A 13,207-nucleotide genomic window follows, 5' to 3' on the forward strand; every position below is an offset into this window, starting at 1 on the left:
CGGTCAGGCGCCGGCGGCGCCGGCGCGGATGGTTCCGGCGCCGGCGGTTCCGGCGTCGATCGGTCCGGCGCCGGCGGTTCCGGCGTCGGGTCGGAGGCCGGGGTCGAGCGCCACCGGGATGGTGAGCCCGGCCGCGCCGGCGCGGGCGGCGTGCAGCAACAGGTCGGTGTGCCCCACCCCGGACCAGCCGAGCAGGTAGCCCAGCAGGGAGGTCCGGCCCGGCGAGCCGGTGTGGAAGCCGCCGGCACGGGCCGCGGCGATGACCCGTTCCTGGTGGTCCGCGGCCCGGTCCAGCAGCCTGGAATCGTCGAGGATCCGGGCCGTGGCGATCAGCGCCTGGACCACCCCGGAGCTGCCATGGCAGACCGAGAGGTCCACCGGACGCCCGGCCGGCAGCCGGGTGGCCTCGTCGACCAGCCGGGTCAGCCGGGACCCGGCCAGCAGCTCCGGCCGGCCGGCCGAGGGGAGGATCTCGGCCGCCGTGAGCAGCAGCCCGGCGCTGCCGTTGCACCAGCCCGGCACCGGCGGGCCGGGCTCGGCCAACCGGTCGACCAGCCAGTCGGCCGACGCGGCCACCAGCGCGGCGTCGTCGCCCACCCGGCCGGCCCGGGCCAGCGCCCAGCGCAGCCCGAGCTCGCCGTGCGCCACGTCGAACCAGGGCGCCGTACGGGGGACGGTCAGGTGGTCCCGGACCAGCCCGGTCAGCCAGGCCAGCCGGTCCGGTCCGAGCACCGGCGCCTCGCCGGCGGCCAGTCGGGACAGCAGCACCATGAGCGGCCCGGCCGGGCCGTTGCCCAGGTCGGTCTCGCAGCTGCCCGCGGCCACCCGCTCGGCGGTCTTGTCGAGGACCCGGTCCAGCCACTCGACGTCCACCGCCGACGGGTCGGTGAGCAGCAGCGAGGCGCCGCCGGTGAAGACGCTCTCCGGGATCTCGATCAGCACCTTGCCGTACTCGTCGAGCAGCGCGGTCAGGCCGCGCCGCGCGCCCGCGCCGGCCGCGGCCACGCCCGCGTCGTACCGGCCCGCCTGGTCGAGGAAGGTGACGATGCCGCCGAGGTCGTGGAAGGAGATGAAGTTGCCCGGGGTGAGCGTGGGCGCGTTGCGGTCCGGCCCGATCCCGCACACCCAGCCGAGCTGGGAGCCGTCCGGCCCGGCGTGCTCGACGGCCACCGCGGCGATCATCTCGGCGATGCCGCGCCACCAGGAGCGGGGACGGGCCGCCGCGAGCGCCGGGCCGAACACCCCGCGGCCGGCCAGCGCCGTCGGGTTGTCGCCGACCACCTCGGCGAGGCACTCCTCCAGCAGGAACCGGTGGAACTCGTCGGTGCGCGCGGCGCCGAGCGCGAGCCCGGCGCGGGCGAAGTCGAGCGGCGCGGTGCGGTGCACGTCCGGAACGGACGAGGTCGGGGTGGCCAGCTCGGTGGAGCCGCCGCGGGCCACGAAGTACGGCACGTCCCCGGCGTACAGGTCGGCCCGCTCGGCGGTCCCGACGTGGTCGAGCGCGGCCGGGCTCAGGTAGTCGGGGTAGGACCGGAGCAGCCCGAGCATCCGGCGCGCCTCGGCCGGATCGGCGAGGTACCGGGGGTGGGTGGCCGCGTCCAGGAACCGGGTGTAGACCATCGTGGACCGGATCAGGCAGCGGACCGGCATGTCGGGGTACTTGTCGAGCACCCGGCCCAGCTCGTCGCCGCGGATCGCGCCGAGGGCGTCCAGGTAGCCGGCCGTGATCTCGGTGAAGTGGTCGACCGGGGACAGCGCCGCCTCGCCCAGCCGGGGCACGTTGTGCCTGTGCCGGTAGGTGATGTTCTCCCAGCGCACCGAGATGCCGTCCGTCTCGCCGTCCCGGATCACCGGCCGGGTCATCCTGGACGGCTGCACGCCGTCCACGCCGATCCCGGCCATCATGAGGTCCATCCGCGAGTTCGGGTCGACCATCGGCACCAGCATGGTGGCCGCCACCGAGAGCTTGAGCTGGTTGATCAGCACGTGCGGCAGCGAGTCGTTGTGCACGCCCGCGTTGGGGCGGACGGCCGTCTCGGTGTCGATCAGGCACGGATGCTCGCCGGCCGCGAGGACGTTCTCCTCGTGCAGGTCGCTCGCGCCGATCGAGCCGAGCAGCGCGCACAGCGCCCCGAACCGGTAGAAGTACCGGGCCGGCTGGTCGGGCGCGGTCATCGGCGCCGGCGTGACGTACCGCTGCCAGCCGTGCGAGCCCACCGTCACCGAGGTGGGCAGGCAGTCCCGCAGCGGGTGCCGGAGGTGTTCCTCGGCCGCGACCAGCAGGTCCCGGACGAACTGGTCGGAGACCAGGGCCCGCGGCTTGTAGACCACCCGGGCGCCGCCGGGCAGCTCCAGCCCGACCACCTTGCGGCCGCCGTTGTGCAGGTCGCCGCCCGTGCCGAACAGGCCGGTGACCGGCTCGCTGTCCGCGCGCAGCAGCCCGGCCGCGTGCAGCACCACCCGATCCCGGGCGTACGCGTCGAACAGCTCGGCGTACGCGTCGAGCGCGTTCCGCAGCACCGTGCCGACCCGGTCGGTGAGCACCGGGTACCGCTCCAGGATGGCCGCGCAGTTGGCCGGGTCGCCCAGGTGCTCGCGGAACAGCCGCAGCGCCCGGTCGGTCCCGGTGTCCATCGGCAGCCCCCGGCGCTGCCGGAAGTCGTGGAACTCCCCGATCAGCATCCGGAAGGCGTGCCCCTCCGCGGCCCGGGTCAGGTCCGCCCACACCTGGTCGATGAGCGCGTTCACGTGCTCGGGCGCCGAGGCCGCGCCGATCAGCGGGCCCAGCCGGGCCGCGATCCGGGGCCGCGGCACGAGATGCAGGTAGCCGGGCAGGAAGGCCGGTACGGCCACGTCCGGTTCGGTCACGACAGCTCACCTCCGACGAGCAGGTTCCCGGTCGGCTCCGGGGGCTTCTCGGCGTACAGGTCGGCGTACACCGATCGGCCCGCGAGCAGCTCGGGGTGCGTGCCCTCCTCGACCACGCGGCCGTTGTCGAACACGTAGATGTGGTCGGCCGACCGGATGGTGGCCAGCCGGTGCGCGATGATCACCTGGGTGGCGCCGATGTCCCGGATGATCTCCGTGACCCGCCGCTCGTTCACGGTGTCCAGCGACGCCGTGGCCTCGTCCATCACCAGGATCCGGGGCCGCTGCAGCAGCGCCCGAACGATGGCCAGCCGCTGCCGCTGGCCGCCGGAGAAGTTCGCCCCCATCTCCGACACCAGGGTCTTGAGCCCCATCGGCAGGTCGTCGAGGAAGTCGAGGATGCCCACGCTCTCGCAGTAGTCCCGCACCCGCTGCACGGAGATGTCCTGGCCGAGCGTGAGGTTCTCCAGGATGGTGCGGTTGTGCAGGTGCACCTCCTGCGGGATGTACCCGATGGTGCGCCGCAGCGCGTTCCGGTCGTACTCGGCCACCGGGTGGCCGCCGAACAGCACCGTCCCGTCGGTCGGGGAGTACAGGCCGCAGATGATCCGGCCCAGCGTGCTCTTGCCGGAGCCGGACGCGCCCACCAGGGCCACCTTCGACCCGGCCGCGATGCTCATCGACACGCCCCGGACCACCAGGTCGCTGTGCCGGGTGTACCGGAAGCTGACGTTGTCGAGCCGGATCGAGGTGTCCGGCAGGGTCCGCCGGGCGCCGCCGGAGCTTTCCGGCTGGGCGCTGGTGATGTCGCTCAGCCGCGCCACGTATCGGGACGCCTCGCTGAACTCGGTGTACATCGAGAACACCGAGGTGGCCAGCGCGAAGTAGGTGGCCGAGACGGCCTGCACGGCCACGGCCGCGCCCAGCGAAATGACGCCGTGGCTGACGAGGTAGAGGCTGGCCAGCAGCAGGATGATCGGGCCGAACAGCTGGGTGGTGCTGGTGACCCCGGCGATGCGGCCCTGCTGCAGCCGCATCCGGGCCCGGGTGGCGTCCAGCGCCTTGGCGTACGTCTCGCCCCAGCCGGCCACGAACTCGTCGGCGTAACCGCCCATCTTGATGGTGGGGATGGAGACGATCGCGTCGAGCTGGGTGGACTGGCTCTTGGACAGGTGCGCGATCTCGGCGTCCACCGTCTCCAGCACCCGCCGGCGGGTCCGGCCCAGATAGGCGGCGTTGAACAGGAACAGCACCGCGGCGATCGCCCCGAGCCGCCATTCGGTCAGGAACAGGTACGCCGTGACGCAGACCAGGGTGCCGATGTCGAGCACGCCCTGCGCCACCCGGGAGGAGATCAGGTCGCGGATGGTGTTCACGCTGTTCAGCCGGAACAGCAGCTCGCCGGGTTGTCGGGTGGTGAAGAACCGGTACGGCAGGGCCAGCAGCCGGGTGAAGGTGTGCGTCATGAGGTGCCGGCCGAGCAGCCGGACCACCGAGGAGAGCACCAGCACCCGGATCAGGTGAATCGCGAAGTAGCCGACCGCCACCGCCAGGATCAGCGCGATGATCTGGCCGAGGTCGACCAGGCCGTGCCAGTCGGCGAACCGGTCCACCGCCCACTTGGTGAGCATCGGGATCCCGAGCACCGCGGCGTACCCGCTCAGTGACAGCCACGCGACCAGCGCGATCCGCGGGCGTGCCCCGGCCGCGAACAGCGGCACGTCGCGCCACTCGGCGAACGGCCTGGCCCGGGTCCGCTCGAAGTCCGGCCCCGGCTCCGCGGAGATCGCGATGTCACTGAACCCCGCCGCCAGCTCGGCCCGGCTGATCCGCCGCCGGCCCACCGCCGGGTCCATCACCACGGCGGTACGCCCGTCGAAGCGCTCCAGGACGACGAAGTGGTAGTCCTCCCAGTAGAGGATCACCGGGGTGGTGAACCGGGCCAGCGCCTCGACGTCCCGGATCCGGTACGCCTTCACCCGCATCCCGCGCGCGGTGAGGTACTGGGCCAGCTGGTGCGCCGACAGCCCGTCCCGGCCGGCGTCCATGGCGTCCCGGGCGCTGGCCAGGTCCTCGGCGCGGCCGTGGTAGCGCAGCAGCGCCACGCAGGCGCAGAGGCCGCACTCGGTCTGGCTCACCTGGGTGACCGTGGGTACGTGCCTCATGCCCGCGCCCCCGTCACGGTCAGCGTGACCGGGGAGACCCGGACCGCCGGGCCGGCCCGGTTCACCAGGTGCAGCACGATCCCGGAGGTCCCCACCAGCAGGCTGCTGGTGTGCGCGTACCGGCTACGGGCGTCGGCGAGCTTGCGGCGGAACACGTCCGGCCGCAGCCAGCGGGCCTCGACGGCGGCGATCTCGGCGCGCAGCAGCCCGCCGCCCGGATCGCCGGCCGGCGACTCACCGGCGCCCCCGCCCGCCAGCCCGCCGGGCTCGCCGGCCGGCGCGTGGAGCACGCCCGGCTCACCAGCCAGCGCGCGGAGCACGTCGTGGTTGCCCAGGTCGCCGTGGCACCAGGTGAGGTTGCGACCGAAGCCGTGCCGCAGGGTGTTGGCCACCGCGCGGTCCCGCAGCCGGGCCACCGACGGATCCTGGCTGACCCGGGAGTACGTCGACAGCGCCAGCGCGATGCCGGTCGCGCCGTGGCACCAGCCGGTGGCGAAGGCGCCCGGCCGGGCCACGTGCGAGGACCAGTTCCGCTCGCCCGGGTCATGGAACCCGGCCAGCCGGTCGGCCAGCCCGGACAGCGCCGACGCCACCCGCGGCCGCCGCTGCACGGGCAACCGGGGGTACGCCACGCTGAGCGCGTGCAGCGGGCCGGCCACCCCGTGCGCGAACCCGGACTGCACGAGCACCGACCGCGGGCCGGGGGCCTCCGGGTCGTCGAGCGCGGTGACCAGCAGCTCGGCCAGCCTCGAAACGCCCCGGTCGGCGTGCGGACCGCCGATGGCGGCGAGGCAGCCGAGCGCCCCGGCGAGGCCGGTGATCACGTCCGGCGGCAGCTCGCCCGGCGACCGGCCGTCGATCTGGTCCAGCACCAGCGGCACGGCGTCGCCGGCGGCCCGTACCCAGGACGGCTCGGCGAGGATGCGGCCGGCCGCCGACAGCGCGAACAGCACGCCGGCCAGCCCGGTGTAGCCACCCCAGCCGGCCTGCTGGAGGCTGCGGGTCTCGTACCGGTGGCCGGCCAGGATCTCGGCGGTGGTGCCGAAGATCTGCCCGGCCAGCTCGGCGTACCGCTCGTCGCCCAGCCGCTGCGCGGCGGCCGCGAGCGCCAGGGCCGGGCCGCTGCGACCGGTGTAGAGGTCGTAGCCGAGGATGCCCGGCGGCCAGGGCCGGTCCGCCTCGGCGGAGGCCAGCGGGCCGATCCAGGTGCGCGGCAGGTGCGCGAACCGGTCCGGCCGCGCGGTGGCGACGAGCTGGTCGCACAGCTCGGCCGCCAGCGTCAGCGGGTCGTCGCCGTCCGCCCGACCGGCGGTGGCCCCGGCGGCGGACCGGTGGGCGGTCGCGGGCCGGTTGGCCGGCGCAGGCCGGTTGGCCGGCGCGGGCCCGGCGGCGGTGGGCTCGTTGGCCGGCGCGGGCCCGGCGGCGGTGGGGCCGGCCGGTTGGCTCGGGGTCAGGTGGTTGTCCGGGAAGCGGGAGGCGAACGCCGAGTAGATCAGCCGGAGCTGCTCGCCCAGCTCGAACTCGGTCAACCCGCCGAACTTGTCCAGCGCCAGGTCCAGCGGGGAGCGCGAGAAGGCCGCGCCGATCTCCCGGCCGTCGGCGTCGGTGAGCGCCGTGCCGGTGCTGTCGATGGTGAAGTACGGGACGTCCCGCTCGGCCAGCTGCCGCAGCTCGGCGCGGACGATCTGCCGGTCCGAGGTGCGGCTGGCGATCGCGATCCGCTTCAGCAGGGCCAGGTACGGCGCCGTGCCGTCCAGTGCGCTGGGACCGGCGGTCATCCGCAGGATCTGCGAGTACAACGCGGTGGGGTTGTGGATGTACCGCACGCGGATGCCGCTGGCCGCCTTGCGCAACAGCGCCGACCAGCCGTCCCGGTCGGCCATGGCGGCCCGGATCACCCGGGCGAAGCCGTCGGCCATCCGCCGGCCGAGTTCCAGCGTCTCGGCCTCGGTGGGGCTGCTCACCACGGTGCTGCGACGGGCCGCCGGCACCGGCCGGAGCGCCAGGCTGACGTGGTCGGTGAACTCCTCGACGTACCGGATGGCCCGGAACGGTGAGTCGCCCCGACCCTGATCGCCCAGGAAGCCCAGGTCCACGTGCCCGGCATCGCCGCCCTTCCCGGCCATCACCAGCGGCAGGATGCCGATGCCGTAGATGGACTGCGCGATCGTGGTGTGGGCGTTGCCGGGCGCCTCCGGGGTGGGTCCGGCGTGGAGCCGTTCCGGGTGCAGGATCGTCTCCAGGTCGATCGGCACCGGGCCGCGGCGGGTCGGCAGGATGTTCTCGAAGTGCATGTCGCGGGCGTTGAGCAGATAGAGCACCGCGGCCAGCTCACCGCTGGCGGCCATGAAGTCCGCGGCCACCTCGGCCACGTCCTCGGCCTGCACGTACTCGACGTACCCGTACCGGTCGCGCTCCAGGACCGCCGGGGCGGCCAGGTTGGTGCCCCAGCGGCTGTTCAGCTCCCGGGCGATGGTCCCGTACGCGGCCTCGCAGGAGACGTCCCGCGGCTTGTACACCAGCCGAGCGCCGGAGGCGAAGGTGAGCACGCAGACGGCCCGGCCGTGGTGATGGGTGTCGCCCTCGGTGAGCCCGATCGAGACGACCCCGTCGGTGGGCTGGATCCCGAACAGGTCGCGGATCGCCGCGCGCTCGGCCGCCAACCGGGAGCACAGCTCCCGGAACGCGTCCACCTCGTTCCGCAGGATCAGCCCGGTCAGGTCGGCCAGCACCGGAAAGGACAGCCCGCTCACCTCGACCAGGGAGCTGCGGCTGACCCGGTCGACGAAGTCGTCGTACCGGTCCCGGGCGGTGGCGCCGGACAGCCGGCCGGCGGCGCGGGCGGCGTTGACGGCGGCCACCAGCGGCCGGCTGTACACCTCCCGGATCCGCGCCTCGGCCCGGCCCAGCAGCTCGGTGAGCACCCGCGCCGGATCGGCGAACTGGTCGGCGTGCTCGGCCAGCACACCCGCGTCGGCCACGGCCGCGGCCACGGTCCGGATCACCCGCTGGAAGGGATGGTCCTCGGCGGCGCCCACCCACCGGTCCACCGGCCCGGCCACGGCGGGGTCCCGCACCGTCGCGGCCGGGCCGGCGTCCTGCGCCGGCGTTGCCGGGCCGGCAAGATTCCGCGGCGTCGCGGCCCGGCCGGCGGGCGGCGACCCGCGCAGGACCGCGACGATTTCCTCGTCGTATCGCGCCAGGGGCACGATGGTCTCCTCGACCTCCGCGCCGTCGAACTCGGGGTAATAGTTGGCTGCCGGTGTCACGTATTTCTCCCCCATCCACGGTGCGATTCGACGAGCCGCCGGAACAAGGCGGCGGAATGGTGCCCGGCGACCCGGCCACCATTCCGCCGCTTCGCGTCACCCGTTCACCGGCAACCGGTGAACGCCGTTCAGCACTGGCTGGTGCACTTGGTCGTCGGGCAGATCGCCGCGGTGACCAGGGTGACGGTGGCGATGCACCACGGCCCGGTGCCGCCGTAGGTGTCGGCCTCGCTCAGCTCGATCAGCTCGGCCTCGTCGTAGCCACCGAGGACGTCGTCCTTCAGGTCCTGCATGCTGTTCTCCTTCTACTGCGGGCGGGGGTTCAGTTGCAGTTGGGCTGGCATTCCTTGGTGAGGGTGCACCAGCCACCCTTGTTGCCGAGGAAGTCGGAGAGCGAGAAGGTGTTCGTGGAGCACGCGCCGTAGGCGACTCCGTCGAAGTCCTGCTCCTCGATCTCCTCGACGAGAGAGACATCTCCCTGGTACATGACGGCCTCCTGTTGCCGGGTACGGGTTTTGTTCCGGTGGTGTCGGGATCGCGATCTGCGCTTCATCCTGCGACTCGGGAATTCGCGCCGGGCACAAAGCGAAGGCGGCTGGCCGCATACGCCGCGCACATATCCGGCACGTTTCCGGCACCTTTGCGGCACACCGGGCTGGTGGCGTCGCCGGGCGTACGGGTGGCCGGGGTACCGCGGGCCTGTCAGACTTCGAGGGGCAGGCAGCAGACCTCATGGCAGGGACGGGCAGCATGCCAGAACAGCCCCACGGCCTCCGACCGGATGCCGACACCTTCACCCGGTTCGGCGCCACCGGCACGATCCTCGACCCGGCCGGCCTGCTGGCCGCGACCCGCGGCGGACCCGTCGAGCTGTTCGACGGGACGGACTTCCCGGCGCCGGTCCGGCGGGTCCGGCTGTCCATGCGCCGGTACGCCGAGGACGGCAAGCCCGTGCACCGGTTCGCCGCGGAGATCCGTACCGTGGCGACGGCCGACGCCGGCGACAACCCGGCGGCGTGGCTGCTGGCCGGCGTGAGCCCGGTGGGCCTGCTGCTCGCCCGCCGGCTGGTGGCCGCCGAGCCGGCGGCCGGCCGGGTGTTCGAGCAGGCCGGGCGGGTGATGGCCGAGGCGAGCCGCCGGTTGGGGCTGGCCGCGCCGCCGGCGCCCGCGGCGTATCCGGACCCGACCGGCGGACCGCGCGCGGACGACCCGGCCGGGGCGGCCGTGCTGCACGAGGCCGCGGAGCTGGGCCTCACCCCGGTGGTGCGGTCGACCGACGCGACCGACGGCGAGGGACCCATGGTCACCCTCCGGGCCAGCGTGCCGGGCGACGCGGTCACGCCGGCCCACCTGCGGGTGGCCTTCGAGCTGGTGCTCCAGGTGGTCCGGGAGCTGGCCGGCGACGAGCCGGAGCCGGCGGTGCTGCGCGGCCGGCACTACCTGCTGGGCGGCCAGCCGGAGCGGGCGAAGGGTCGCCGACCGGGACCGGCCGCCGGTGCCGCGCCGCCGAGCGCCGACGTGACGCTGGACCAGGTCGGCGGGCTGGCCGAGGTGGTCGCGCAGTTCCGCGAGATCGCCGTGTCGTTCCAGCATCCGGACGTGATGGCCCGCTGGGGCGCCCGCCGGCCGCAGGGCATCCTCATGTACGGCCCGCCGGGCACCGGCAAGACCATGCTGGCCCGGGCGCTGGCCAACGAGATCGGCGCGGACTTCCGGGAGATCCGCACGCCGGAGATCCTGGACAAGTGGCTCGGCGGCTCGGAGCGGAACATCAAGCAGATCTTCCGGGACGCCCGGCGGTGGCGCGAGCCCACGGTCATGCTCTTCGACGAGTTCGACAGCATCATCAGCTACGCCGGCGCGGGCGGCGACGCGGCCAGCCAGGCCGTCAACGCGGTGGCGGGCATCTTCAAGCAGGAGATGAACACGCTGATCGAGGAGAACCCGAACGTCATCGTGGTGGCCACCACCAACTTCCCGAACCGGGTCGACGCCTCGCTCATCCGGTCCGGTCGGTTCGACGTGAAGCTGTCGATCCCCGCGCCGGACGAGACCGGCCGGACGGAGATCATCACCAAGATGATCCGGGAGCTCATCGACCGGCACGAGATCCCGCCGTTCCGGATGTTCGCCGACGACGTGGACCCGGCCGACCTGGCCGCGCGGACGGCCGGGATGACCGGCGCGGACCTGCGCGAGGTGCTGCGTCGGGTGCAGCTGGCCAAGGCCATGCGCGAGGCGGTGGACGGCGCCCCGGCCGGCCCGATCACCCAGCTTGACCTCACCGACACCGCCGCCGCCCTCCGCCGCAGCTGAAGTGCAAGGAAGGGCCCCTTCTTATCGCTTTCTGTATAGGAAGGGCCCCTTCTTAACACCCGGGGCGGCTCAGCGGCCCTTCGGCAGGTCGAACTGGTCGGCGCGCCGGCAGTCCTTCGGGCCGCCGACGGCGTCCGGTCCGATCCGCCGCAGCGCCTCCCGGGCCCGGGCGCGGCCCAGGTTGGCCGCGTACCAGGGATCGGGCTCGGCCAGGTCGTCGGCGATCCAGCTCAGCGTGCACCGGCGCACCGGGTCGGGCAGCCGGGTGAGCGCCGGCGTGGCGTCCGCGGAGAGCGCCCGCAGGTACCACGCGTCGATCTTGCCGGTCTGCTGGTAGCGCGCGATGTTGCGGCGAGCCGCGTAGTCCTCGGGGTTGAGCGCCGCGAGGCCGAGCAGCATCAGCACGGTGAGCGCCACGGTCAGGCGCGGGATCCAGCCGCCCCGCCAGCGGATCCCGGCCAACATGATCATCACCAGCACCGAGCCGAGCAGCAGCTCGAACGCCATCACGAAGATCCGCTCGCCGGTGAAGCTGTAGACCTTCTGGTACGTCCACATCCGGGACAGGGCCGAGGCCACGATCACCACGCTGAGCGCGCCCAGCGCCCCGAGCAGGACGCGCAACAGCAGCCGCTCGGCCGGCCGCTCCCGGCGCGCCCACCGGGTCACCCCGCCGAGCACCACCAGGGTCAGCACGGTAACGGCCACGAGCTGCCAGAACCCGCTGCGGGCGTACTCGGCGTAGTTCAGCCCGGCGGTGCGCAGCACGTGCCGCTGACCGCCGAACAGCACGGTGAACTGCACCGCCACGAAACCGGCGAAGAGCACCACCAGCGATCCGATCGGCAGGGCCCACTCCGGTACGCCGAACCGCGGCGTGCCGGGCCGGTCGACGGTGGACAGGTCCGGTGGCGCGGACAGCGTGTAGACCGCGGCCGTGGCCACCAGCGCCCCGACGATCAGCAGGAAGATGCCGCTCACCGGGTTGCCGGTGTCGACCTGCGGGACGAGGTCACGCAGCAGCACCGCGAACGCGGCGTCGGCGGAGGAGAGCAGGGCGCCGAAGACCAGCAGCACGAGCACGGTCGCCGCCACCGACCAGCCGATCCGCCGGGTGACGCCGGAGCGGCCGGCCGGCTGGACGTGCCGGCGTACCCACCCCAGACCGCGGAACGCCGCGAACGGCGCCGCCACGACGCTGAACAGGATCGACCGGACCAGCCGGCCGCCCACGATGGCCAGCGCCGCGCAGCCCAGCGCGCCGAGCACGCAGAATGTCACCAGCCACCAGGCATTGCGGAAGGCCAGGACCGCCAGCAGGGCGCACGCGGCCGCCGCCCAACCGGCCCGGATCCACCGCTCGGTCCGGGGCAGGGCGGCCACCGGACGCGCGACCGCGACGGCCACGCCGGCGGTGAGCACGAGCCAGCCGAGGACCCAGCCGACGCCGGTGCGGCCGAGCGGCACGAAGAGGGCCAGCCCGAGCGCCCCGGCGAGCACGGCCGCCGGCACGGCCCAGCCGAGCGCCGGCGCCGGGCCGGGCCAGCGGGTGGCCAGGAACGACGGCCGCGGCGCGAAGGGCGGCGGCGGGGCGCCGGGCCGCCCGACCCCGGCCGCCGGGCCGTAGGGCGCCCCGGCCGCCGGGCCGTGGGGCGCCGCCGCCGGCGGGCCGTGGGAGGCCGCCGCCGGCGGGCCGTAGGGGGCCGTGGCCGCCGGGCCGTGGGACGCCGCCGCCGGCGGGCCGTGGGGCGCCGCGGCCGGCGGGCCGTAGGGGGCCGCGGCCGGAGCGTCGTACCAGCGCGCCTGCGCCGGGGACGCCGCCGGGTCACCACCGGACGGCTCGGCCGGCCCCGCGGGTCCGGGCGGCCCGTCCGCCGTCGCGGGCGGGCGCTCCGCCGGCCGCGCCGGCCCGGACGACCCCGGTTCCGGTGGTACGTCGGGCGCGGGCGCGTCCGGCTCAGGCACGTCCGGCGCGGGCGCGTCCGGCCCGGGCACGTCCGGCCCGGGCGCGTCCGGCGCGGGTCCGGCGGTTGCCGGTGCGACCACCGCCGGCACGTCCGGCACGGAACCGGCCGCCGCCGGTATGTCCGCCGCCCGTACGGCGGTCGCCGCCGGTGCGACCGGGAGCGGGCCACCGGCCGGCACGAGGGGCACGAACAGCGCGTACCCCTGGGTGCCGGGCGGGACCTGCACGGGGATCGCCCAGCCCGGCTCGCCGTCCGGCCCGGGCCACGCGATCGGGGTCGGAACGCCGGCAGCGCCGGCCAGCACGAGCAGCTGGGGCGGCGCGCCGGCAGCGGCGCCACCGAGCGGGGTGCCGCCGCCCGGCGGGTTCGTACCACCCGGCGGGTTCGTACCACCCGGCGGGGCCTCGTCGGGCGGGGTCGTCCGGTCGGGGTCCTGCGGCGGCTGAGGCAATGCGCTCTCCCGGATGTCGGCTGGAGTGCCGACACTGTACGGCCCACCACTCGCCCGGCGCGGCCCCGACGGACGCCGGAGCCGGGCGGATCGTCGATAATGCGTTGATCGCCGCGCCGGGCCGGACGAGGATCACCGGGCCGGGACCCCGGCCGGACCCAGCGAAGGGTG

Annotated in this window: 7 protein-coding genes; 1 reads left to right on the forward strand and 6 read right to left on the reverse strand. The window is 74.7% G+C overall.

Features of this window, described 5'->3' with window-relative positions; translation table 11 throughout:
• Nucleotides 1-3 precede the first annotated feature (3 nt).
• The 5 genes from lanM to ACFFHU_RS05205 all read right to left on the reverse strand — a co-directional run bounded on the left by lanM (nt 4) and on the right by ACFFHU_RS05205 (nt 8,789).
• Complete coding sequence (gene lanM, locus ACFFHU_RS05185; protein WP_377336252.1) at nt 4-2,868, reverse strand: type 2 lanthipeptide synthetase LanM; 2,865 nt, start codon at nt 2,866-2,868, stop codon at nt 4-6.
• Entirely contained in the window at nt 2,865-5,033 is a 2,169-nt protein-coding gene (locus tag ACFFHU_RS05190; RefSeq protein ID WP_377336254.1) for a peptidase domain-containing ABC transporter, read from the reverse strand. The genes lanM and ACFFHU_RS05190 overlap by 4 nt, the downstream gene beginning before the upstream one ends.
• On the reverse strand, nt 5,030-8,302 hold the full coding sequence (locus ACFFHU_RS05195; protein WP_377336256.1) for a type 2 lanthipeptide synthetase LanM family protein: 3,273 nt from the start codon (nt 8,300-8,302) through the stop codon (nt 5,030-5,032). The genes ACFFHU_RS05190 and ACFFHU_RS05195 overlap by 4 nt, the downstream gene beginning before the upstream one ends.
• Nucleotides 8,303-8,430: 128 nt before the next feature.
• Nucleotides 8,431-8,595, reverse strand: a complete 165-nt coding sequence (locus tag ACFFHU_RS05200) for a class II lanthipeptide, LchA2/BrtA2 family (RefSeq protein WP_377336258.1) — start codon at nt 8,593-8,595, stop codon at nt 8,431-8,433.
• 29 nt (nt 8,596-8,624) lie between these two features.
• On the reverse strand, nt 8,625-8,789 hold the full coding sequence (locus ACFFHU_RS05205) for a plantaricin C family lantibiotic (protein WP_377336260.1): 165 nt from the start codon (nt 8,787-8,789) through the stop codon (nt 8,625-8,627).
• A gap of 263 nt (nt 8,790-9,052) precedes the next feature.
• Here ACFFHU_RS05205 and ACFFHU_RS05210 point away from each other — a divergent pair, with 263 nt between their 5' ends.
• Nucleotides 9,053-10,618 (forward strand): ATP-binding protein, encoded by a 1,566-nt coding sequence (locus ACFFHU_RS05210; RefSeq protein ID WP_377336262.1) that lies wholly within the window; start codon nt 9,053-9,055, stop codon nt 10,616-10,618.
• A gap of 69 nt (nt 10,619-10,687) precedes the next feature.
• Here ACFFHU_RS05210 and ACFFHU_RS05215 read toward each other — a convergent pair whose 3' ends face one another.
• Nucleotides 10,688-13,036 carry a DUF4153 domain-containing protein gene (locus ACFFHU_RS05215; RefSeq protein ID WP_377336264.1) on the reverse strand — a complete coding sequence of 783 codons (2,349 nt, stop codon included), beginning with the start codon at nt 13,034-13,036 and terminating at the stop codon, nt 10,688-10,690.
• Nucleotides 13,037-13,207: the final 171 nt, after the last annotated feature.

Origin of the sequence: Plantactinospora siamensis (genome assembly GCF_042434095.1) — a bacterium.
In the GTDB taxonomy this organism is placed as follows: domain Bacteria; phylum Actinomycetota; class Actinomycetes; order Mycobacteriales; family Micromonosporaceae; genus KBS50.